General features: G+C 58.0%; 19 protein-coding genes. 15 read left to right on the top strand and 4 right to left on the bottom strand.

Going from position 1 to position 21,508, the window contains the following annotated elements; all coding sequences use genetic code 11:
• Positions 1 to 21 precede the first annotated feature (21 nt).
• Genes ABGT83_RS10265 through ABGT83_RS10215 form a run of 11 tightly spaced genes read left to right on the top strand, consistent with a single transcriptional unit; the run spans position 22 to position 11,028 of the window.
• A complete protein-coding gene (locus ABGT83_RS10265; RefSeq protein WP_346687418.1) occupies positions 22 to 561 on the top strand; it encodes a serine acetyltransferase in 540 nt (179 codons plus the stop codon).
• 9 nt (positions 562 to 570) lie between these two features.
• Positions 571 to 1,818: a glycosyltransferase family 4 protein gene (locus tag ABGT83_RS10260; protein ID WP_346687416.1), complete on the top strand. Its 1,248-nt coding sequence runs from the start codon at positions 571 to 573 to the stop codon at positions 1,816 to 1,818.
• Positions 1,819 to 1,873: 55 nt separating this feature from the next.
• Positions 1,874 to 3,190: a nucleotide sugar dehydrogenase gene (locus ABGT83_RS10255; protein ID WP_103265425.1), complete on the top strand. Its 1,317-nt coding sequence runs from the start codon at positions 1,874 to 1,876 to the stop codon at positions 3,188 to 3,190.
• Position 3,191: 1 nt separating this feature from the next.
• On the top strand, positions 3,192 to 4,289 hold the full coding sequence (gene wecB, locus ABGT83_RS10250; protein WP_346687414.1) for a non-hydrolyzing UDP-N-acetylglucosamine 2-epimerase: 1,098 nt from the start codon (positions 3,192 to 3,194) through the stop codon (positions 4,287 to 4,289).
• 1 nt (position 4,290) lies between these two features.
• Positions 4,291 to 5,364 (top strand): Gfo/Idh/MocA family protein, encoded by a 1,074-nt coding sequence (locus tag ABGT83_RS10245; RefSeq protein ID WP_103265423.1) that lies wholly within the window; start codon positions 4,291 to 4,293, stop codon positions 5,362 to 5,364.
• A gap of 1 nt (position 5,365) precedes the next feature.
• Positions 5,366 to 6,655, top strand: a complete 1,290-nt coding sequence (locus ABGT83_RS10240; protein WP_346687412.1) for a GNAT family N-acetyltransferase — start codon at positions 5,366 to 5,368, stop codon at positions 6,653 to 6,655.
• Positions 6,652 to 7,374: a WbqC family protein gene (locus tag ABGT83_RS10235; RefSeq protein ID WP_103265421.1), complete on the top strand. Its 723-nt coding sequence runs from the start codon at positions 6,652 to 6,654 to the stop codon at positions 7,372 to 7,374. Before ABGT83_RS10240 ends, ABGT83_RS10235 begins: the two co-directional genes overlap by 4 nt.
• Entirely contained in the window at positions 7,371 to 7,937 is a 567-nt protein-coding gene (locus tag ABGT83_RS10230; protein WP_346687410.1) for an acyltransferase, read from the top strand. Before ABGT83_RS10235 ends, ABGT83_RS10230 begins: the two co-directional genes overlap by 4 nt.
• Positions 7,934 to 8,623, top strand: a complete 690-nt coding sequence (locus tag ABGT83_RS10225; RefSeq protein ID WP_346687408.1) for a formyltransferase family protein — start codon at positions 7,934 to 7,936, stop codon at positions 8,621 to 8,623. The genes ABGT83_RS10230 and ABGT83_RS10225 overlap by 4 nt, the downstream gene beginning before the upstream one ends.
• Positions 8,605 to 9,732 (top strand): DegT/DnrJ/EryC1/StrS family aminotransferase, encoded by a 1,128-nt coding sequence (locus ABGT83_RS10220; protein ID WP_346687406.1) that lies wholly within the window; start codon positions 8,605 to 8,607, stop codon positions 9,730 to 9,732. Before ABGT83_RS10225 ends, ABGT83_RS10220 begins: the two co-directional genes overlap by 19 nt.
• A 12-nt stretch (positions 9,733 to 9,744) precedes the next feature.
• Entirely contained in the window at positions 9,745 to 11,028 is a 1,284-nt protein-coding gene (locus tag ABGT83_RS10215; protein ID WP_346687404.1) for an oligosaccharide flippase family protein, read from the top strand.
• A 338-nt stretch (positions 11,029 to 11,366) separates the two neighbouring features.
• On the opposite strand, the gene ABGT83_RS10210 is transcribed toward ABGT83_RS10215, so the two are convergent.
• Positions 11,367 to 11,687 carry a helix-turn-helix domain-containing protein gene (locus ABGT83_RS10210; protein ID WP_275664971.1) on the bottom strand — a complete coding sequence of 107 codons (321 nt, stop codon included), beginning with the start codon at positions 11,685 to 11,687 and terminating at the stop codon, positions 11,367 to 11,369.
• A 312-nt stretch (positions 11,688 to 11,999) separates the two neighbouring features.
• On the opposite strand from ABGT83_RS10210, the gene ABGT83_RS10205 reads away from it, so the two are divergent.
• On the top strand, positions 12,000 to 13,496 hold the full coding sequence (locus ABGT83_RS10205; RefSeq protein ID WP_346687402.1) for an LCP family protein: 1,497 nt from the start codon (positions 12,000 to 12,002) through the stop codon (positions 13,494 to 13,496).
• An 84-nt stretch (positions 13,497 to 13,580) separates the two neighbouring features.
• Here the strand turns inward: ABGT83_RS10205 and galE are convergent, their stop codons facing one another.
• On the bottom strand, positions 13,581 to 14,717 hold the full coding sequence (gene galE / locus ABGT83_RS10200; protein ID WP_346687400.1) for a UDP-glucose 4-epimerase GalE: 1,137 nt from the start codon (positions 14,715 to 14,717) through the stop codon (positions 13,581 to 13,583).
• A 493-nt stretch (positions 14,718 to 15,210) separates the two neighbouring features.
• On the opposite strand from galE, the gene ABGT83_RS10195 reads away from it, so the two are divergent.
• Entirely contained in the window at positions 15,211 to 16,953 is a 1,743-nt protein-coding gene (locus tag ABGT83_RS10195) for an FAD-dependent oxidoreductase (protein ID WP_103265788.1), read from the top strand.
• Positions 16,954 to 17,190: 237 nt separating this feature from the next.
• On the opposite strand, the gene ABGT83_RS10190 is transcribed toward ABGT83_RS10195, so the two are convergent.
• On the bottom strand, positions 17,191 to 18,648 hold the full coding sequence (locus ABGT83_RS10190) for a response regulator transcription factor (RefSeq protein ID WP_346687398.1): 1,458 nt from the start codon (positions 18,646 to 18,648) through the stop codon (positions 17,191 to 17,193).
• A 254-nt stretch (positions 18,649 to 18,902) separates the two neighbouring features.
• On the opposite strand from ABGT83_RS10190, the gene ABGT83_RS10185 reads away from it, so the two are divergent.
• A complete protein-coding gene (locus ABGT83_RS10185) occupies positions 18,903 to 20,318 on the top strand; it encodes a phosphoglucosamine mutase (RefSeq protein WP_103265786.1) in 1,416 nt (471 codons plus the stop codon).
• Positions 20,319 to 20,668: 350 nt separating this feature from the next.
• Here ABGT83_RS10185 and ABGT83_RS10180 read toward each other — a convergent pair whose 3' ends face one another.
• Positions 20,669 to 21,133 (bottom strand): hypothetical protein, encoded by a 465-nt coding sequence (locus ABGT83_RS10180; protein ID WP_239926646.1) that lies wholly within the window; start codon positions 21,131 to 21,133, stop codon positions 20,669 to 20,671.
• A gap of 119 nt (positions 21,134 to 21,252) precedes the next feature.
• On the opposite strand from ABGT83_RS10180, the gene ABGT83_RS10175 reads away from it, so the two are divergent.
• Complete coding sequence (locus tag ABGT83_RS10175; protein ID WP_103265784.1) at positions 21,253 to 21,507, top strand: dynein gamma chain protein; 255 nt, start codon at positions 21,253 to 21,255, stop codon at positions 21,505 to 21,507.
• Position 21,508: the final 1 nt, after the last annotated feature.

The following is a 21,508-nucleotide window of genomic DNA, read 5'->3' as shown; positions in this document are numbered from 1 at the left end:
GATAGATGAAGGACAGACTCTATGCGCGCAGTTGAACGCAAGAAATTTAAGTACGACATAAAACGTAACAAGTGTTCTCCCTTGAAGAAAAAGTGGTGGATCCTATTCTGCTTGCGCAGCGAACAGAGTTGTGTGCACGTAATACCCCGCCGCCTGTTCGCTGCATGCAAGAAAATATTGCTCTTCGGTAGTGGTTGCGAACTGCCTGCGTCCGCGTTTCGTGGGGGAGGAGTGCTCATACCCCATCTGAATGGAATATTCATCAATCCAAGTGCAAGGTTAGGATCCGGATGCGCTATCTATCATCAGGTAACAATTGGTGCAGGCGAAAAGGACGAGACGTTCGGAGCGCCATGCTTGGGTGACAACGTGGTGGTTTACGCAGGAGCGAAGGTCATAGGACCCATTTCTGTAGGAAATAATGTGGTTATCGGTGCCAACGCAGTGGTTACAAAGAACATCGCTTCAGATGTTACGGTTGTCGGTGCAAATCGTATTGTCGTTAATCACAGCAACAAAGAACTGCTTGAAGGGCAAGCGCATGGCTTCAATGCGAAATAGGAGCACTCTGTGAAGATTCTTTACGTGGCAACGGCATATGCAGGACTGGATTCATTGCTGTTCAACGGTGCTACCAAAATTGACGGATTGCCTCCGCAAACAAAAGTATTAAAGGCTCTCGTCGAACGTGGAGACGAGATCGACATGATTATCCATAGCGATGGGGAAGTTCGACAACTAAACATTGTATGCGATTGGCTCAAAGGAATCAAAACCATCAAAACGGTATTTCGGAAGCAAGGGTTGATGGGAAAGCTTTCATTTATTAATAGAATGAACGCAATTGTCAAACGGTATCTTTCAGAAGGAAACTATGATTTTGTGTATCTAGTGGGAGATGCCTGTGCTCTGGGCGCGCGATATGCACGACTTGAAGGGGTTCCATGTGGCCAACGGTTATTTGGCAGCTATGCAACGTGGATGCTCGAGCGTCATAGCAAATCATGGTGTTTTATTCGACACTACCCACGAATGATCCCTTTCTATGCGCCAAAAAAGTTTCTTCTTATGACCGAAGACGGTTCGGATATGGAGAAGACACTCGCTCTGCTCGATATAAAAAGGACACATTTTGATGCTTACCAATGGACAAATGGAGTTGACTTTCCGTCAGAAGCGTCCGCGGAGCCGATTCTTGGCGCTCCTGATACCTATTTGTTTTGCGGTTCGCGCCTGGAACGGATGAAGGGGCAGAAAACCTGCATCGAAGTGCTGCACGAATTGGACTTGCGTGGGTATCGAGATATTCATCTTGTTTTTGCGGGGCGAGTTAGCGAACCGGGTTTCGACGATGAACTTCGGAAAGACGCAATCAATTACAGTTTGGATGAAAGAGTTCATTTTCTTGGTTCCGTGCCACAAGAACTAGTCGGGCGTTGGGCTGTCAATTCCTTAGCTTCGTTGACTTTCAATCCCTATTCAAACCGCGGTAATGCAACCATCGAAGCTCTCGCGTCTGGTGCGGTCATGATTGCGCCCCGGGCGGATAAGTGGATAGACGATTTGATCATTGATGAAATAACAGGTTTTCGTGTTGAAGGGGTTTTCGAGGCGGCTGACAGGATCGAGTGGCTGTTGGCTGACGAAGCTCATTCGGACACGATCCGAGAAAACGCTCGAAAAAATACCAGAAATGTCGTTCGAACGTGGGAGGAGCGGGTCCAAATGGAACTCGATCTTATTGATTCGTATGTCTACCCCGACATGGAGTCGTTGCGCTCTTCTCTTCCAATACTAAGGCGCTCTGACGGTAGCTGATGGACGCTCTCAAACGTATCTTGCATCCAGTAATGGCGGGAAGGATCTCTAACGTATGAATAGCAATAGGCTCAAAGAACGAATTGCTGATCACAACCTTGTCTGTGGCACGGTTGGTCTTGGGTACGTGGGGTTGCCGCTTGCAGTTGAGAAGGCAAAGGCGGGCTTCAAGACTGTCGGCTTCGACGTGCAAGTGGAAAGGGCGGACATGGTCAACCGTGGTGAGAACTACATTGGCGATGTGGTCCAGGAGGATCTGGCCGCGCTTGTGGAAGCCGGCATGCTCGAAGCGACGACCGACTTTTCTCGTGTGTCCGAGTGCGACTTTGTTGCCATTTGTGTGCCGACACCGCTCGATGTTCATCAGATGCCCGACACCTCTTACATGGAGGCTTCCACGCGCGAAATAGCTCCGCATCTCAAGACTGGCGTCATGGTGGTGCTCGAGTCCACCACTTACCCCGGCACCACTGAGGAGCTCATCCTGCCTATCCTGGAGGAAGGCTCGGGCTTGAAGTGCGGTGAAGGTTTCTATCTCGGGTTCTCGCCTGAGCGGGTCGACCCGGGCAATCTCATTTACAAGACAAAAAATACCCCGAAGGTTGTCGGCGCTGTCGGAGCCGATGCGCTCGAGTGTATCTCAGCACTCTACGAGGCCGTGCTAGAGGGCGGTGTCACGCGGGTGTCGAGTCCGGCTGTCGCCGAGATGGAGAAGATACTCGAGAACACCTATCGCAACGTCAACATTGGCCTTGTCAACGAGTTGGCGATGCTATGCGACCGCATGGGCATCGACGTATGGGAGGTCATTGACGCCGCGAAAACCAAGCCTTATGGCTTTACGCCCTTCTACCCCGGTCCTGGCCTCGGCGGTCACTGCATTCCGCTCGACCCCTACTACTTATCGTGGAAGGCGCGTGAGTACGGCTTTCATACGTCCATGATTGAAGCATCGATGACCGTGAACGATGGCATGCCGGAATGGGTGGCCTCGCGCGCTGCGCGTATCCTTAACCGAGCGGGTAAAGCGATGATGGGAGCCAAGGTGCTTGTGCTCGGCGTGGCATACAAGCAAGATATCGACGACTACCGCGAATCGCCCGCATTGCGCGTGATCGAACGGCTGGAGGAGCGGGGAGCGGAGGTATCGTATTATGATCCCTGGGTGCGGCGCTGCTGGTACAAAGGTACGGAAAAAGAGTCCATCCCGGAACTGTCGGCCGAGGCGATCGCCTCGGCCGACTTGATTCTGGTTGCCTGCGCGCACACGAATGTCAACTACGCCTTTGTGCAGAAGCATGCGAAGGCCGTGCTTGACACGAAGAACGCCATGAAAGGTGTGGCTAATCGCGAGAATGTGGAGGTGCTGTAGCATGAAGGTGCTTACCGTGGTCGGAGCGAGGCCGCAGTTTATAAAGGCGGCCATGGTTTCCCATGAATTCCAGCAACGAGACGACATAGAAGAGATTCTGGTTCACACCGGCCAGCATTTCGATCGCAATATGTCAGAGCTTTTTTTCGAGCAGATGACCATCCCTCGACCTAGATACAACCTGGGCGTTTCGGGTGGAAGCCATACGGTCATGACTGCCAGGATGATGCTCGGCCTCGAGACGGTTATCCAAGAGGAAAGCCCCGACTTAGTACTTCTTTTCGGAGACACTAACTCCACCCTTGCTGCAGCGCTCACTGCCGTGAAAATGCGGATCCCGATAGCGCACGTCGAGGCAGGCCCTCGTTCGCGATCGCTGAAAAATGCAGAAGAGGCGAACCGCGTATGCACGGATCATCTCGGTTCGGTGCTGTTTGCTGCGACGGAATCGGGGCTTCGGAACCTTGCGGAGGAGGGGCTTGGTGAGCGGGCCTTTCTCGTGGGCGACCTGATGTACGATGCCTTTCTACATTACAGTGATGTCGTCGATTCCGAAACCTTTCAACCCGTATTGGTTTCGATTGACGGAAATCCGATCGAGATCCCGCCTCGTTACTGCTATCTGACGTGCCACCGATCCGAGAACACGGAGAACTTGAACGCACTGTCCGAGATTTTGCTCGCCGCGTCGGCTCTTCCCTATCCCGTAATTTATCCCGTGCATCCTCGCGCTCTCGACCTCGCCCGCGATGTCGTCTCCTGCTGTAAGCTGGATTCGATTGTGCTTGCCGAGCCGGTCGGTTACCTTGAAAGCATCTTTCTCACCAAGCACGCCGCTCACGTGATCACCGACTCAGGTGGAGTTCAGAGGGAAGCCTTCTTTGCAAAAGTGCCTTGCACGGTGCCTATGACGATTTTTGTATGGCCCGAGATCATGGTTGACGGGCGTTGCGTTCTTGTGCCCCCTGAAAGGGGGAAAATCGAAAGCGTACTGAACAGGACGCAGAGGATAGATGACGATTACCTACCATTCGGCGACGGCAGGGCGGCAGGGAGGATCGTAGATGTCCTTTCGGGCTGCTCGGAAGAGGTGCTGTAGCATGAAGTGTGCGATTATCGGATGCGGTCGTATAGCGCTCAACCACATCAAGGCTGTCGAGACTAACGGGCTTGAGCTTGCGGCGCTCTGCGATATCGTTCCTGGCAAAGCCGAGGGTTTGCTTGAGCGGGCGGGTCGGAAAAGGCCGGCACCGAAAATGTACGCAGACTATCGCGAAATGCTGGTCGAAAACCCGGACATCGATCTCGTAGCGATCGCGACTGAGAGCGGCGAACACGCCCGCATTGCGCTCGACTGCATCGATGCAGGCAAAAACCTTATCGTCGAGAAGCCCATCGCGCTTTCGATAACCGATGCCAACGAGATCATCCATCGTGCCGACGAGCGGGGAGTGAAGGTGTCTGCTTGTCATCAAAACCGCTTTAATGTTGCCGTGCAGCATACGCGACGTGCCATGGAGGAAGGTCGATTCGGGCGTATGTCACACGGCTCGATCCATGTGCGGTGGAACCGCGGTAAAGATTACTACGATCAGGCGCCCTGGCGAGGCACCTGGGCTCAGGACGGCGGCTGTCTCATGAACCAGTGCATCCACGGCGTAGACTTGTTGCGCTGGATGATGGGCGGAGAGGTCGTCTCGGTCTACGCACAGACGCGCCAGCGTTTCCACAGGTACCTGGAGGCTGAGGACGTGGGTGTCGCCGTACTTTCGTTCGCCGACGGATCGGTGGCTATCGTCGAGGGGACGGCAAACGTGTTCCCCAAGAACTTGGAGGAGACGCTTTGCCTTTTCGGCGAAAACGGCACCGTGAAGATTGGCGGCGCCTCGACGAACAATATCGACGTGTGGGAATTCGCCGATGAGCGCGAGGAGGACCAGGCGATTGTGGGACTTGAGGAGCCCACTTCCAATGTTTATGGCAACGGTCACTCATCGCTTTATGCTGATGTGGTCGAGTCGATCCGCGAGAGCCGCGCGCCTTACGTGGACGCGCGCGCTGGACGTGACGCGCTCGAAATAGTACTCGCCATCTACAAGAGCCAGAAGACGAGCCTGCCTGTTGAGCTTCCGCTCGAGAATTTCGCGAGCTCCGACATGAAAGGTGAGTTTTAATATGGCGCCGTGCATGCAGATGCCCTTCACTTACGGCGCCTACCGGGATATGCTTAGAGCCTTGAAGACGCAGGGATATGCGTTCTGTGGGTACGAGGATTGGAGGGATGTCGAAAAGTCCGTCATATTGCGACACGACATCGACTTCGACACGGCTGCTGCGCTCGAGATGGCCGAGCTTGAAGTACGGGAAGGGGTCAAGTCGACCTACTTCGCTCTGCTGCGAACGGGCTTCTACAACCCTTTCGAGAGGAACTGCACGGAGCATCTGCGGAGGATTGTAGGCCTTGGTCACGATGTTGGCTTGCATTTTGATGAGACCCAATACGACGAGGGAGAAAACATGCCTGCGGCGATCGAACGTGAGGCGGCTGCTTTGAGCGGGATCCTCGAGGTCCCCGTGCGATGCGTCTCCATGCACCGTCCGAGCAACGTCGCTCTCGAGGCGGATTGGGATGTTCCCGGCATCGTCAACAGCTACTCGAAAGAGCTATTCCATAGTTTTGAGTACGTTTCCGACAGCCACAGGCACTGGCGCAAGCCCGTCCTTGATCTTATCCGATCGAACGAGTGTTCGCACCTGCACATCCTCACGCATCCCTTCTGGTACGGCGAGATAGAAGCCTCTCTTAAAGAATCGCTCGATCGATTCTCAAAGCGCGCGCGAGCCGAGCGCGTCACCTTCCTTGATAGCAACTTCACCAATCTCGATGAGGCGCTCGATCCCGCGTGCGTCATGGCATCCCGCGTCACCTTACTCCAAGGTGTGCGGCTTCGAACCGACAGGCTCGTCCTGCGTTCTCTGAGGCTGGATGACGCTCCCGATATGTTTGAGTACACTTCGGAGCCAGAGGTCAGTCAGTTTCTGAATTGGCATCCCCACCGCGAGACGGAGGAGGCGAAGTCGTGGATAGCCTCCAAGCTCGCCCGCGCGGAAGTCGATGACTTGCTGCTGGGGATGGAGCTGCGCGAATCCTCCAAGCTCATCGGCACCGTTCGCGCATACCACTTCGATGCCGTTACGAGTTCTTGCGAGATATCCTACGCGCTCAACCCTCTCTACCAGGGATGCGGCTATATGGGAGAGGCGCTGCGGTGCCTGGTGGACACCTGCTTCGAAGCAGTGGGCGTAAAGAGGGTCGTTGCTTGTATCGACTGCGAAAACGCTGCTTCGGTGCATGTGGCGTGCCGCCTGGGCATGGAGAGGGTATCCGGCGGAGACTTCTTCACCTCGATCAAAGGTGAAGAGCGCCTCCAGCATACCTATTCCCTTAAAAGGAGGCTGCAATGAAGGTTGTCGCCATGCACCAGCCGCACTATTTCCCCTGGCTCGGATACCTTGACAAGATGGTGAAGACGGACGAGTTCGTCGTGCTTGACGAGGTGCAGTTCACTGACGGCTCTCCCATGCACAGGAATAGGTTTCTGCAGATCAACGGAGATGCAAAGCTGCTGTCCGTGAGTGTCCAGAAGAAAGGCTATCTCGAGAAGTCGACTAAAGACGTAAGGCTTTCCAACTGGCCGAAAATCAGGAAGAAGCACCGTGGCTTTATCGAATGCAACTACGGAAAGACTCCATATTTTGACGAGGTGATGCCGCTTGTGTCAGAAGTGCTCGAAGTGGATTATGACACTCTTCTTGATCTCGACATGGCGAGCGTCGGGATGCTTCGATCGGCATACGGCATCGAAACTTCTTTGGTGATGCAAAGCTCGCTTTCCTATGATCTCGAAGCCAGAAACAACGAACTGGTGCTGGGACTTTGCGAAGCCTGCGAAGCCAGTGTGTACCTTTCGGGTCGGGGCGCGCGGGCGTACATGGACGACCGGTCGTTTTTTGAGAAGGGTATCTCGGTGCAGTACCAGGTATTCTCCTATCCGGAATACCCGCAGTACCGCCAGGACAAGTTTGTCTCGAATCTCACGGCGCTCGACCTGCTCTTCCAGTGCGGTATCGATGGCGCCCGTGATATCTTCTATAGCAATATGAAGAAGGAGGAGATCAGATGAGCGTTCCGTTCGTGCATGAAAGTTCGTACGTCGACGAGAGCGCCTTGATAGGCGATGGGACCCGCATCTGGCATTTCTGCCACGTTCAAACTGGGGCCGTCATCGGGGAGGGGTGCACGCTCGGTCAAAACGTCAACGTGGGATCGAATGTGAGCATCGGCAACGGAGTAAAGGTGCAGAACAACGTTTCGATATACGAGGGCGTAGAACTTCGGGACTTTGTGTTCTGCGGGCCGTCATGTGTGTTCACGAACGACCTGACTCCTCGGGCGAAGTACCCCAAAGGCCCTGCTGGATACAGGCATACCATCGTGCACGAAGGAGCGTCGATCGGGGCAAACGCCACTATTGTATGCGGTGTCGAAATAGGGGCATGGGCGATGGTTGCTGCCGGTGCCGTGGTGACTCGCGATGTTCCTGCCCATGCGCTCGTCATGGGGATTCCGGCTAGCGGGGGGGGGGTGGGTTTGTCAATGCGGAGCGAAACTTCGCGACGACCTACTCTGTCCGGCATGCGGGAGTGTATATCGTCGAAGTCACGAAGGGCTGGCATTAGCTCATGAGGGCGGCGATTTTAACGTACACCATCCCGCACAAGAAAACTTACGACGCCCTTTGTCTTCTGAAGACTAAAGGATATGAAAACGTTGAGGTGTTCTCTTCTCCCATGACGTATAAAAAGAAGGTGCGTCCGCTGGTGGCGCATCGTCCCGACATGGGGTACCTCGTGCCGACGACGGAAGAGACCTGCCGTATGTTCGACTATGGCTATAGCGAAGTGTTGGATGTTCGTGAAGCCAACGGAGCCGACGTCTATCTCGTATGCGGTGCGGGGATCATTCCCCAAGAGTTCGTAGATACTCATCGAATCGTGAATGCGCATCCAGGCTTTATCCCCTTCGCGCGCGGGCTCGACGCCCTCAAATGGGCTATCCTCGAAGGCGCGCCTGTGGGGGTGACCACCCATTTTCTCGGTTCGGAGGTCGATGCAGGCGAGGTGATCGAGCGCAGGGAACTAGAATTACGCGCCGAGGAATCGTTCTTCGAGCTGGCGATGAGAGTCTATAGGACCGAGGTGAGCATGCTTGTGGGGGCGCTGGAGAGGCTCAACGAGCCACATGAGTACGTTCCCGCAGGGGACTCCGTACTGCACCGTCGAATGCCGGGAGAACTGGAGTTTGAAATGTTGAGAGAATACGAGGTCGCCATTTCGAGTCTGAGGGAGGATCGATGCAGTTCAGGGATCTAAACGCGCAGTACGCCATGCTGAAGGACGACATTGGCGAGAGAATCGCGCGCGTTCTGGATCATGGGCGCTATATCAGCGGCCCGGAGGTCTCAAAGCTCGAAGAACGCCTCGCCTCGTACGTCGGCGTCAAGCATTGCATTACGTGCGGCAACGGGACCGATGCCTTGCAACTCGCATTCATGGCGTGGGGAATCGGGCCGGGCGATGCTGTGTTCGTGCCCGACTTTACGTTCTTCGCGAGTGGAGAGGCTCCAGCGCTGCTCGGAGCTATGCCCGTGTTCGTGGACGTGGACGGGCGCACGTTTAATCTCGATTCCGTTAAGCTCGAGGAAGCTGTGCGATTCATCGAGGAGCGGACCGACCTGAACCCCAAGGCGGTTGTGGCTGTCGACCTGTTCGGGTTGCCGGCTGACTATCTGGCGATTCGCGAGGTCTGCGAGCGCCACGGTATGCTGCTCTTGGAAGACGGCGCGCAAGGTTTTGGCGGTTCCACAAGTGATAGGCGGGCGTGCTCGTTCGGGGACGTCTCCACCACAAGTTTCTTTCCGGCCAAGCCGCTCGGCTGCTACGGCGATGGGGGCGCGGTTTTTACCAACTCCGACGAATGGGCGGCGCTCGTCCGAAGCTTTGCCGCTCACGGCAAAGGGTCGATGAAGTACGACAACGTGCGCGTTGGCGTCAATAGCCGCCTCGACACGATCCAGGCGGCTGTACTGCTCGCTAAGCTCGACGCGTTCGAGCAATACGAATTCAGCGCTGTGAACAGGGCGGCGTCACTCTACAACGAGACTCTCGCGGGAAGCGGCCTCGTCCTACCGAAGATCCCCGAGGGCTTTTGCAGTTCATGGGCCCAGTACACCGTGCAGCTGCCGGAAGACTCCGATCGTGATGCGCTCCAGGGTGCGCTCAAAGAGAAGGGGGTTCCCACCATGGTTTACTACCCCAAGCCCATGCACGAGCAGAAGGCTTTCGAGGGCGTACATCTATGTCCTGACGGCTGCCCCGTGGTGAAGCGCTTGTGCGATACCGTGCTCAGTCTGCCGATGGGGCCGTATCTGATACGGGAAGACTTGGAGTTTTCCGCGCGAACTTTGATGGGCTTACTGTAAGATTGCGCCGCTGTGCTGCTGGCAATCGAGGACATTAAACACGTTTTCGCTTCTCTTAAAGCCAAAGGGGCCTTCGCTATTCTCTCCGGCGCTTTCCTAACGAAAGTCGCGGCGTTTCTTGGATCGTTGATCTTGGTTCGGATCATGTCGAAATCTGAGTTCGGCGTGCTTGGTTACATGGAAAACCTCTACACTTACGCTTGTCTTTTCGCAGGCTACGGCCTCAACAACGCCGTATATAGATACCTTGTTCTGAAAGAAACCGAAGCAGAAAAAAAGGGAATTTTCGACTACGTTGTTTCGCAAGGGACGAAGTTCAACATAGTCTATGTTGCCGTTCTTTCCTTGCTGGCTTTTCTGTTTCCCCATTCGGAAGAGTTTTCGACGGCCCATCTGCTCCTTCCCCTCATGTTGCTTGCTCTTCCACTTCAGTTCTTGTCAGACACATGCTCTTTTTCTCTCAGAGGTTTGTTCCGGAATCGGGCTTTTGCTTTTACGGCTGTTCTGACCGTTGTGTTAGTTTGGGGTGCGAAAGCGGCAGGGGCAACGTTGTCCGGTTTGGAGGGCGCCGCGGCTTCGTGGCCGATTGCATATTGCGTCGTCGCGTTCGTTCTTCTTCTGTACTTTCGAAACAACATTTTCTCCAGCGTTCCCGCAATCGCTCCCGAAAAAGAAGAGCGGCGAGGAATTCGATCGTACTCGCTCCAGTACATGGTTACCAATAGTCTGTGGGCCTTGTTTTTGCAGAACGATCTGTTGATGATAAGCTTGCTTACCGGTGATGCATCGGCGGTTGCCGACTACAAGGTCGCTTTCGCTATTCCCTCCGTAATCGCGATACTTAGCTCATCTGTCGGTATCTTTGTAGCTCCCTACTTCATCAAACAAGAAAACGACAAGGCATGGGTGTGGTCTAACTATAAGAAGACATTTATTGGCACTGCCGTACTTGTTGGCGGGGCCGCGATTCTTGTGGGCTTGGTTGCCGAGCCGCTGGTAGGGTTTTTCTACGGCGAGCAGTACCTGAACATCGTCCCCCTGATGAATTTGCTTCTCGTGACTGCGTTCGTTACCAATGGACTGCGCTATACGACAGCGAATTTGCTGGCTGCGATGGGTAAGATACGCGTGAATATGTTTGTTTCGTTCAGCGGCATGGTTTGCCAGATAGTATTGAACTTCATTCTTATTCCCCTCTTCGGCGTTTACGGTGCGGCCTATACTTCCATCATGGTGTATTCGTTCATGGCTATCGCTGTTTTCGTTCCGTTTGTCATGATGTATAGGGCGCATTAGCCAAGGTGCAGCTCAATTCATCGATTGCTATCGCTTCGCGCCCATCCGCAAAACGAACTGCGCGTTTCAGTCGATCGAGGAAATCGGCGGTACTGAGTACATGATTTCAGCGCATTTCGGAAAGCTCTATCGATGCAGTCACTAAGGGCTGGAGAAATGGGGTTTGCCGCTCTGCACGATAGAAGGGAGAGAGGTGCTTGAAACTGGAACATTCAAGCCCAGCAAGTACGACCGCATAAGCCGCGGCTTTCACCTTGCAGGTCATCGGCTCCGTATGCTCGCGAAATGCACAGTGCAGAATGTCAGAAAGATGAAAGCGAGTCAATAAGGCTTCCGTCCTATCGCAACTGTGCGTGACGTGTCTCTCCGTCAAGCGGCTCGCGCCTATCGCTCTTGCCACACCGCTCTCTCGAGTCTTTCAAGAGATCGCCCGGTGTCGTTTCTAGGGCGTCCGCCATTTTCACAATGACCGATAGACGCGGGTTGGCGGTGCCGTTCTCGATCTTGTTGAGAAACGGGCGTCCGATTTCCACCATGAGCGCGAATCTTTTCTTGTTGATATTCGCCTGTTTGCGAAGACGTTTTACGTTCTCCGCTAAGATCGGAGCATACCGTGTGTGAATGGCATCGTCTTCGTCAAGCGAACTATGTTCAGGCATGAAATCCATACGTTACAGAGTAGCGTCTCGCGAGTGTAAACGTGTAACCGCACAAATACGTTTTTAAGCATTTTGGCAGATGCAGTTTTGCCGTTTACGCGGACTCAATGGATCGGTGATACAATAAATCAAACGTGTGATCTTGCATCCTCATGGGGAAGGCGCCATGCGACGAAACCGTCCGCCTCAGTCGAATCGGGGAAGCTCGCGCTCAGCCATCGAAACCGTAGAACAAACATCCTTATCGAAGGCAGCAACGGGCTGATGCGAGCACCGTGCGGTATTGCATGCGATGCTGTCGAGGAGATCCATATGACACCGAGAAACGCCCGAACGAACCGACCTGCGGCACGCTCGTCCCGCAGTCCTCTGTCGGCTCGTGCCGTCCGTTCCGCTCGCGCCGCCCAGTCGGGGCGCATCGCATCGCGCCGCGATGCCGCTTCGTTCCCGCATGCAAACGGCGCGTCAGCGGACGGCTATCGGCCTGCATACACGTCCGGCAGCCAAGGCTCGGCAGCCAACAGAGCGTACGCGCGCCAGGCGGGTGCCAGCCAGTACTCACGCAGCAATCCAGCGTACTCGCAGGCGGCGAAGAAGATGAGCCGCGGCAAGAAGATCGCTGTCGGGGTGCTCGCCGCTTTTCTTGTTGCCGTTGTCGGGGGTGGCTCGGCCTTCGCGCTTTGGGTCAACTCCGTGAACGACCAGCTTAAAACGGGCACGAAAACCGAAGAGGAGCTCACCGCACTCCAGGACGTGCTCGCCCCGACGAAAACGTTCACCGAGCCCTTCTACGTCATGCTCATCGGGTCGGATCGTCGAGCGAACGACGAGTCGATGGGTGCCCGCTCCGACACGAACGTTGTCGTCCGCGTCGATCCGACTAGCAACCAGCTCACCATGGTGTCCATCCCCCGCGATACGAAGATCGATATCGACGGGTACGGCACCAACAAGTTCAACGCAGCCTATAACTACGGCGGTGCGGCTTCCACCATCCGCGAGGCGAACCAGCTTCTCGGTATCGAGATATCCCACTATGCCGAGGTCAACTTCGAGGAGTTGGTGGCGCTCGTCGATTCCGTTGGCGGCGTCGACGTGGAAGTGGAGTCGCGCGTCAATGATCCCAAGGCCGGAGACGCGGTCATAGAGCCGGGGCTGCAGCATCTCGACGGCGAGGCGGCGCTTACGTTCGCCCGCAGCCGCCAATACGTCGACGGCGATTTCACGCGTACGGCGAACCAGCGGAAACTTATCGGCGCACTCATCGACAAAGTGGTCACCCTGCCGATCACGGATCTGCCGGGCGTTATCCAAAGCGCGGCGCAGTGCGTGACGACGGATCTGTCGGTGAGCGACATCGTTGCCTTGGCCGAGCAGTTCAAAGACGAAGGTGACATCACCATTTACTCCGCCATGGTGCCTTCGACGACGGGCATGATCGATGAGGTCTCGTACGTGTTTACCGACAAGACCGCCCTGGCCGAAATGATGAGGATCGTGGAAGAAGGCGGCGACCCGAGCGGTATAACGGCATCAGCCAGCGCCTACGAAGGGACCTCCGAAAATGATGCGAACAGCTCCAACGGATCGTCGAGCAGCTCCGGTTCAAGTTCGCGGAACAGGTCATACGACGACGATTCGGATAGCGGTGGGTCGAATGATGACTCTTCAGGCAACAAAAGCCCCTCCGATCAGGGATCGTCCAATGAAGGCGGCGGGGATGAAGGACCCGGGGAATCAGGAGGCTCTGAAGAGAACGGCGGCGCTTCTAGCACCGAGACAGAGGCCGAATCAGGCGCGAGCGAATAACGGTGATGCGCATGAGGACGAACTGCGTTCGCCTTCATGCGAGCCTTGGTTTTCGGACAGCCCTTTCGTTACAGCAGCACGACGTTAAGCCGTGGCGTACCCGTCGGGGTTCGTGGATTGCCAGCGCCAACCGTCCGCGCACATACGGTCAAGGTCGTACTGCGCCGTCCATCCCAGCTCGGCTCGCGCCTTGTCGCAGGCGGCGTAATTCTCGGCGATATCGCCTGCGCGCCGCGGCTTGATCTCGTACGGGAGTTCCTTGCCGCAGGCGCGCTCGAACGCATGCACTACGTCGAGCACGCTCGATCCCGTGCCTGTTCCTAAGTTGAAGATGCCCACACCGCGTCGCGTGCCGTCGGGGGCAGGTTCGCCGGCAATCTCGCCAAGGGTGTGGGCCGCGCCCGTACCCGTTTTACCGCCCATCCAGTCGAGCGCCGCCACATGCCCGCGGGCGAGGTCCACCACGTGGATGTAGTCGCGCACGCCCGTACCGTCCGGAGTGGGATAGTCGTCGCCGAACACGCCCACGCGCTCCAGCTTGCCCACGGCTACTTGCGCCACGTAAGGCAGCAGGTTGTTCGGGATGCCCTTCGGGTCCTCGCCGATGAGACCGCTCTCGTGCGCGCCGATGGGGTTGAAATAGCGCAGCAGCACGACGTTCCATTCTTCGTCGCCCCCGTACAGGTCGGTGAGCACCTGCTCCAGCATGCTCTTCGTCTGCCCGTAGGGATTCGTGGCATCGTGCTTCGGGCAGTCCTCGGTGATGGGGATGAATTCAGGTTCGCCGTACACGGTTGCGCTCGATGAAAACACGAGGTTCTTCACCCCATTGTCGCGCGCCACGTCGCACAGAACAAGCGTGCCGGCAACGTTGTTCCAGTAGTATTCGAGCGGCTTCTGCACGCTTTCGCCCACGGCCTTGAAGCCGGCGAAGTGGATGATGGCGTCGATGTCGTGCTTTTGGAAGATGCGCTGGAGTGCAAGCCGATCCAAGATGTTAGCCTCGTAGAAAACGAGTCGGTCGTCATCCGGCGCAAGTCCCGTGATCTGCCGGACGCGGTCGAGTGCGACCTCGCTCGAGTTGCTCAGATCATCCACGACCACAACGCGATACCCCTCGTTCAAAAGCTCGACGCATGTATGGCTGCCGATGAATCCGGCGCCGCCCGTGACGAGCACGCAGGTATTGGCGTGGTTCTTGGCAAGGCTCTTGTTCGACATCGAAGCTCTCCTCTCGCGCAGGCGCGCACCTGTTCGAAACCGTCGATCGGCTCGCGCGCCTCGGTGCGCGGTGCCGCTCGATCATAGTAGCAGCATCGAAGCGTTTCGGGGGCAAACCCGCCAAAGCCACATGCGGGGTTTCTCGCGTCGGAGTGTCGGTGGGCCTTCCCCCTGCGCCACTTCTCGCACGCTGCTCAATGCCGGGCCCTTTCCGACGCGGAGTGCACCTCCTTCCGCCTGTACGCGTGAAAACGCCTGCTTCCTCGTTCGCCATGCATCGTGGGAGAGGTTCGGCTGTCTTCAGAAAGGCGCCGTCCTGGTGTCAGGGACGCGAGATGGCGCATCGTGTCCCCCGAAAGGGGGCAATCGAGCGTTTTCGCAGGTGCCCCCTTTGTGGGGGATGCGAACCGGTGCGCCGCCGCGTAGGTTGTACGACGAGCGGAGAGGGGAGCGCCGGAGGGAGGCGCGGTCTCCGCACGAAAAGGAGTGCACTATGGAACTGAATCGCAGGAGTTTCCTCAAGGGTGCTGCCATGACGGCCGTCGGCGCCGTCGGCGCCACCGCGCTTGCAGGTTGCGCACCTTCGAACGCGTCCGACCAGGGTACCGCGACCGCTGACGGCGAAGCGTACAACACCGCGGAAACCATGCAGCGCAAGTGGTCGTTCGAAATCCCCCCCGAGCCTATTGCTGATTCTGACATTGCCGAAACCATCGAAGCCGATGTCATCGTGGTCGGTGCGGGCACGTCGGGCCTCATGACGGCCAATAGCGCGGCTGAAGCCGGCCTTGATGTGGTCATCGCGTCCGCATCCACCAAGCCCACGTCGCGCGGTGGTTCGAACAACGCCGTGTACTGCAAGGCGTTCGAGAAAGAGGGTTACCCCCGCGTTCCGGTCGAGCAGTATGAGAAGGAGATCTTCTGCCAGACGCACAAGGTCGATCAGCGCAAGTGGTACCAACATTACAACAACTCCGAAGAAGCCATGAACTGGGCCTGCGATCTTATGGAGAAGGCGGGCTACGGTATCACCATTGAGATTGGCACGCCTGACGACGAGGACAGCCTGTACCTGCAGCGCACTGCGGCCGTCGGCTGGGATCTTAACGGCCAGACGCCGCCGGAAGAGGGCCTTGAGGTCGTCACCGGCAAAATGCAGCCGCTGTTTGTGTGGGAGCTCGCCCGTCACCTCGAAGAGGATTTAGGCGGCAAGATCTACTACAAGAACGTTGCCGAGCAGCTCATCCGCGAGGATGACAACACCGGCCGCGTGACCGCTGTCATCTGCAAGCGCGAGGACGATACCTATGCCAAGTACGTGGGCAAGAAGGCAATCGTTTTAGCCACGGGCGACTTCTCCGGCGACCGCGATATGATGCACCGCTTCTGCCCCGAGACCGCCGACTACGTCACCGACGACGTGTACGATGGCAAGCCTGACTACGATCAGGGATTCCGCTACGGCGGTATCTTCAAGGGGCAGGGCCAGAAGATGGGACTGTGGGTAGGCGCCGCCTGGCAGAAGAGCTTCCCGAACTGCACGATGGGCGCGTATTGGGGGCCTGGTCCGCGCAACCTGTACACGAACCACCTCGGCCTGCTCGTCGACCGCGACGGCCAGCGTTTCATGAACGAGAATTGCATCGGCCCCCTGGCCAGCCAGAACATCATGATGCTGCCCGAGAAGAAGGCGTTTGCCATCTGGGATGCCGGCTACGCGAACTACGAGGCCGTTTCCGGCGACTGGACGAATGATTCCATGATGACCGGCGATGAAGCCGTGGCTGCCGTCAAGGCATCGTGGGCGGAGGCAGCGTCGGGCAAGAACCCGAACTACGTCACCGGTGCAACCGTTGAGGAGGTTATCGAGAAGCTGGGCCTGCCCGCCGAGACCATCGAAACGGTGAAGCGTTACAACGAGCTGGCGACGAAAGGCGTCGACGAGGACTTCCACAAGGATCCGAAGCATCTGCATCCCATCGCGGAAGGCCCGTTCTACGGCGAATGGACCGACACGTTCGGCTTCCTCACTGTCATGGGCGGCCTGAACACCAATGTGCACATGCAGGTGTGCGATGCCGAGGATAATCCCATCCCGGGCCTGTACAACGTGGGCACCATGGTGGGCGATATGTTCTCCGGCACCTACACGTTCATGATCGAGGGAGCAAACTACGGTATGAACTGCGTGACATTCGGCTACCTCACCGGCAAGTACATTGCCGAGAACGAATAACCCCGAGCGCGTCCTGCGGTTCTAACCGTTCGCCGGTACCCGTCTGAACGCGCACGATGCCAATCCGGCCACATTGGCCATTCCCTCCCAGGATCGGGCCCCGCTGAGCGGGGCCCGATCCGTTTTCCATCCGATTGCCGCCCCGTCGGTTCCGCTGTATGCCACCGCGTACCCCTCGCGGCATGAAGAGGCCCTCCTCAGCATGCTGACGTGCCTGCTCGAGTGCAGGCATCGGGGCTAGTTGTCCATCGCCGTGGCTCGCTGTGCCACAAGCTCGATGAGCTCCTGCTTTGAATGCACGAGGAATTTCTGGTAGATGCGGCCCGAGTGCGTTTTCACCGTCTCCTCGGCTATGTTGAGCTCGCGCGCAATGGCTTTGCGGCTGTATCCCTTCACGACGAGATCGAACACCTCGGTCTCGCGTTTCGACAGCCGATGTTCGGTGGCGAGCATCTGACAGGCGACGGCCAGGCCGTTTTCAGAGCCGGTGCTCGGAGCGCTTGCGCCGGGGCTGACCGCGCCCCAGCCCAGCCTGATGTTCCGGCTGCTTGTCATGAACAGCGCGGCAAGTAGAAGGACGAATGCGGTGAAGATGGCCAGCGCATGCCAATCGGGCACGAGCACGTCAACCACGCTGCCAACGAATTGGCCGGCCAGCAGACATGCCGTTCCCGTGCCGATGATCCAGATAGGTGGCTGGCCCAGTCCTTTTGCCAGGTAAGCGCATAGCGAACACTGCATGAGGTACAGAAAGCAGTAGCCGGCATCAAGGCCGAGCACCCCGACGAACAGCGCTGGCTCGAGCATGCTGACGATGAAGAACCCGCTTCCCATAAGGGGAAAACCGATGCGGTAAATGAGTGCATCGAAGTTGTTCTTCACGGCGACCGCGCAGAAGAACAGCAGCACGACGGCGGCCAGGTATCCCATGCTCACCACAATGGTGGAGCTTCCGAAGCTGCTGATCAGAAAGCTGTGCATCACGCCCAGGCCCAAACCCTGAAAAAACGAGGTGACGAGGAACTTCGTGGGCACGCGCACCTCGATCTGCATGCCTTGGCCGTACAGCTCGCGGGCCGGCAGCCCCCGGATGCTCTTCCAGAGGCATGCCACCATCGGAACGGGCATGAGCACGAGCGCGACACGCCCCACCTCTCCGGGAAAAGCCGACAGCGCGAGCGCGCCGAACGTTCCGATGAGCAGCGCTGCGCTACCGTGAAACAGCACTTGAAGCGGGCCCAAGAAGCCAAACACACGCCCCGTTTCCAGGCAGATATTCGCGGTTCCGCAGCCGATGAGGATTGAACCCGTCAGGTACGTCAAAACGGCAAGATCGCGGTTGCCGCTCAGCAGCGATGGATACAGACAGTAGAGCAGCGCGCCCAGCACGAGCGCACCGCAGAGCGCAATGGGGAACCACCGAGCTTCGCTGATGCGGTTGACATGACGATAGCGCATGCTCCACAGCACATAGGTGAACACGCTCGCCACCAACACGATGGTGCCCTTCGGCAGTGAGGACAGCCCTGCTAGCGGCGAAGGGTCCAGAAACAAATACGGACTCTGAAACAACAACACCGTCTGCATCCAATAGAGGCCGAACCCTATGGAAAGGAACGGGTGGGCGGCGATCCCGTTCTTGAACTGCTGAAGATTGCGACGTTGTTCATCAAGACGATTGAAGGCGTTTACCACGGTCTCCCTCTCCCTTATTTGCGCTGCTTGCAGCGCAGGAATAGAATAGCATGTCATCGCTCGGTCGTGCGTTTCGGAAGGCTGCCTCCGAAGGGGGGGGCATTCGACGACCATCCGGTTCGCCGTCGGCTCTCTGCCCCTTTTGCGACGGATCGGCCCGGCGCGTTCCGGTTTGACTATAATACGGAGCACGAACCTCACGAACGGTCGACCGCGCAACGAGCGCGGCGGCAGATCGACGGAAAGGACGCTCCGTGGCAGATGGCATTCACTTCGGAACCGATGGCTGGCGAGCCGTCATCGGCGAGGATTTCACCAACGACAACCTTGTGCGCGTCATCGACGCGGCGGCGCGCGTTTTCAAGGAAGACGCTCTTGCGGCTGGCCGCGCCCAGGATGCGCCCGGCACCCTCATCGTGGGCCACGACTGCCGCCAGGACGCGCACGCCTACGCGCAGCTCGCGGCCGAAGTCGCAGCGGCGCAGGGCTTCGCCGTCAAGCTCACGCAGGACTACTGCCCCACGCCCACGCTGTGCTGGTCGGTCGCCCAGGACGCCGACGCGGTGGGCGGCATCATGCTGACTAGCAGCCACAACCCGGCTGAGTACCTGGGCGTGAAGCTGCGCATGTCCGACGGCGGCGCGGCGGGCAAGGAGTTTACTGACCGCGTGGAAGCCGCCTTCGCCGACGAGCCCACCGAGGCGCGTGGCACGTGCGAGACGGTCGACCTCATGACTCCGTACCTCGCTACGCTCAAGGAGCGCGTCGACGCCGAGGCTATTCGCAACGCCAACCTGCGCGTGGTGGTGGATCCGCTGTACGGCGCGGGCCGCATCTACCTGGCAACGCTGCTGCGCGATCTGGGCGTGGAGGTGTGCGAGATCAACAACGCCGAGGATCCGACGTTCGACGGTTTGCATCCCGAGCCTATTCCGCCTTGGGTGGACCGCTGCATCGCAAAGGTTCCCGAGCTGGGCTACGACGCGGGCTTCATCAACGACGGCGACGCCGATCGCATCGGCGCGGTGGACGAGCACGGCAACTTCGTGAACCCGCACCGCATCATCACGCTGCTTACCTCGCACCTCGCCGAGGACAAGGGCCTCACCGGCCGCGTCGTGTCCACCATCACCGCGTCGGCCATGCTCGCGCGCCAGTGCAAGCGCCTCGGCCTTGAGCTGACCAGCACGCCGGTGGGCTTCAAGTGGATCTACGCCGAGATGGAGAAGGGCGACGTCATGCTGGGCGGCGAGGAGTCCGGCGGCATCGGCATCCCCAGCCATGTCATGGAGCGCGATGGCCTGCTGATGGCGCTGCTGCTGTGCGAGACGATGGCGCAGCGCGGCATGAGCCTGGGCCAGCTGGTGGACGATATGTTCGAGAAGGTGGGCAAGCTGGAGTTCGAGCGCCAGGGCCTGAAGATTACCGACGAGCAGATGGCGAACTTCCGCGCGAACATCGTGCCGAGCTACGCGCCCGACGAGATGTGCGGCAAGAAGGTGGTGGACGTGGATCGTCGCGACGGCGTGAAGTTCTACCTCGAAGGCGATGCGTGGGTCATGATGCGCCCCTCCGGCACCGAGCCGCTCGTGCGCATCTACGCCGAGGCCGAGACGATGGACGAGGTGCGCGACCTGTTGAAGGCCGCCGAGAGCGCCGTCATGGCATAGTGTCGACGTACGAAGGTGTTCGCGGCTGACTCGCGCCTCGCGTTGACGCGGATCGGCGCCGAAGTTCGCACTGCCGTGCACGCCGGTATGTGAGCGCGAGCTGTCGTCTTCGGACATGCGCCCTCGGCTTCGGTTCGGACATGCGCCTCTCGGCTCGCACCTCGCGTCCTCGCCCTCGGCTTGCGCTTCGTGTCCGCGCCTCTCGACACGCGCCTCGCGCCGCCGGCATTCAGGCTCGCACTCTCGGTTTCGTTTCGCGCCGCCGCAAGATTGTTTCACGTGAAACATACGTACGCAGAACGCCTCGGGATACATCGCCGATCCCGAGGCGTTTCCGGTCTCGGCGTTCTCTAGTCTCCGAACTTCGGCAGCTTCTTGAGCAGAGCCCAGGCGATTTGTTTGTCCTGCCCGTCGTCAAGCATCGCGTCGAAGTCCCGAAACGCGATGCAGGTGCGGCCGAACACGTGGTTCGCCTTCCCGGTTTCCACCGAGCAGCGGTATGCGCGGCCGAGCGCCTCTGCCGCGTCGTTGTCTGCGGCAACAAGGCATACAGGATCCAAACCTTCCATAAGCAGGAACAGCGCCTGCTCGTCGAGCAGGCTGCCGTCGCCCGCATCAAGCGCGATGAACGTGCAGGCATCTCGGCCGTAACCGAGCGCATCGGCCGAGCTGCGCAGTGCCGTGCACCCGCGCTCTTCGAGGGGCTTTGCGCTCAGCACGCATACGAGCGCCGCGTGCGCACCGTCCAAGTGGGCTCCGAACAGATCCCACGTCTCATTCAGCGTGACCTCGTACATGTTACCATTCACGGACATTTTCACACGACCCCTTGCAGTTGCCTCACGTTCGCCGTATAACGATCATACTAGCAAGAAACGAGCGCCCACGACTGCGGAACGGAAGCGTCGGGCGCAGTTAGACGATAGGAGAACCGATGTGTACAAACGGTATCAATACTGGTCAGTTTGAGCAAATGGTCGACCAAATAGACGATCATATCAAGCTGGAGCGACGGTGGGCGCACACGCTCGGCCACATGGCGGGCGATGCCGGGTTCCCCACGGTGTCCGAGAAGATGCACGCGGCTCAGGCGCTGCTCGACGATGTGCGGGCGCTGCTCGACGAGGCTAAGGATGCGCTCGAAGACGATGCGCAGGCCTCGAGCAACGTCACTGTCAGCTTGGTGTAAG

The organism is Enteroscipio rubneri (assembly GCF_963929405.1).
Classification (GTDB): domain Bacteria; phylum Actinomycetota; class Coriobacteriia; order Coriobacteriales; family Eggerthellaceae; genus Enteroscipio; species Enteroscipio rubneri.
Note: the sequence above shows the minus strand (reverse complement) of the source record. Positions and strands in the feature narration are given on the sequence as shown.

What these genes read in the sequence shown, in the direction of transcription:
- ABGT83_RS10265 (WP_346687418.1), top strand. Translation starts at nt 22, where the DNA reads ATGCGCGCAGTTGAACGCAAGAAATTTAAGTACGACATAAAACGTAAC.
- ABGT83_RS10255 (WP_103265425.1), top strand. Translation starts at nt 1,874, where the DNA reads ATGAATAGCAATAGGCTCAAAGAACGAATTGCTGATCACAACCTTGTC.
- wecB (WP_346687414.1), top strand. Translation starts at nt 3,192, where the DNA reads ATGAAGGTGCTTACCGTGGTCGGAGCGAGGCCGCAGTTTATAAAGGCG.
- ABGT83_RS10245 (WP_103265423.1), top strand. Translation starts at nt 4,291, where the DNA reads ATGAAGTGTGCGATTATCGGATGCGGTCGTATAGCGCTCAACCACATC.
- ABGT83_RS10240 (WP_346687412.1), top strand. Translation starts at nt 5,366, where the DNA reads ATGGCGCCGTGCATGCAGATGCCCTTCACTTACGGCGCCTACCGGGAT.
- ABGT83_RS10235 (WP_103265421.1), top strand. Translation starts at nt 6,652, where the DNA reads ATGAAGGTTGTCGCCATGCACCAGCCGCACTATTTCCCCTGGCTCGGA.
- ABGT83_RS10230 (WP_346687410.1), top strand. Translation starts at nt 7,371, where the DNA reads ATGAGCGTTCCGTTCGTGCATGAAAGTTCGTACGTCGACGAGAGCGCC.
- ABGT83_RS10225 (WP_346687408.1), top strand. Translation starts at nt 7,934, where the DNA reads ATGAGGGCGGCGATTTTAACGTACACCATCCCGCACAAGAAAACTTAC.
- ABGT83_RS10220 (WP_346687406.1), top strand. Translation starts at nt 8,605, where the DNA reads ATGCAGTTCAGGGATCTAAACGCGCAGTACGCCATGCTGAAGGACGAC.
- ABGT83_RS10210 (WP_275664971.1), bottom strand. Translation starts at nt 11,687, where the DNA reads ATGCCTGAACATAGTTCGCTTGACGAAGACGATGCCATTCACACACGG.
- ABGT83_RS10205 (WP_346687402.1), top strand. Translation starts at nt 12,000, where the DNA reads ATGACACCGAGAAACGCCCGAACGAACCGACCTGCGGCACGCTCGTCC.
- galE (WP_346687400.1), bottom strand. Translation starts at nt 14,717, where the DNA reads ATGTCGAACAAGAGCCTTGCCAAGAACCACGCCAATACCTGCGTGCTC.
- ABGT83_RS10195 (WP_103265788.1), top strand. Translation starts at nt 15,211, where the DNA reads ATGGAACTGAATCGCAGGAGTTTCCTCAAGGGTGCTGCCATGACGGCC.
- ABGT83_RS10180 (WP_239926646.1), bottom strand. Translation starts at nt 21,133, where the DNA reads ATGTCCGTGAATGGTAACATGTACGAGGTCACGCTGAATGAGACGTGG.
- ABGT83_RS10175 (WP_103265784.1), top strand. Translation starts at nt 21,253, where the DNA reads ATGTGTACAAACGGTATCAATACTGGTCAGTTTGAGCAAATGGTCGAC.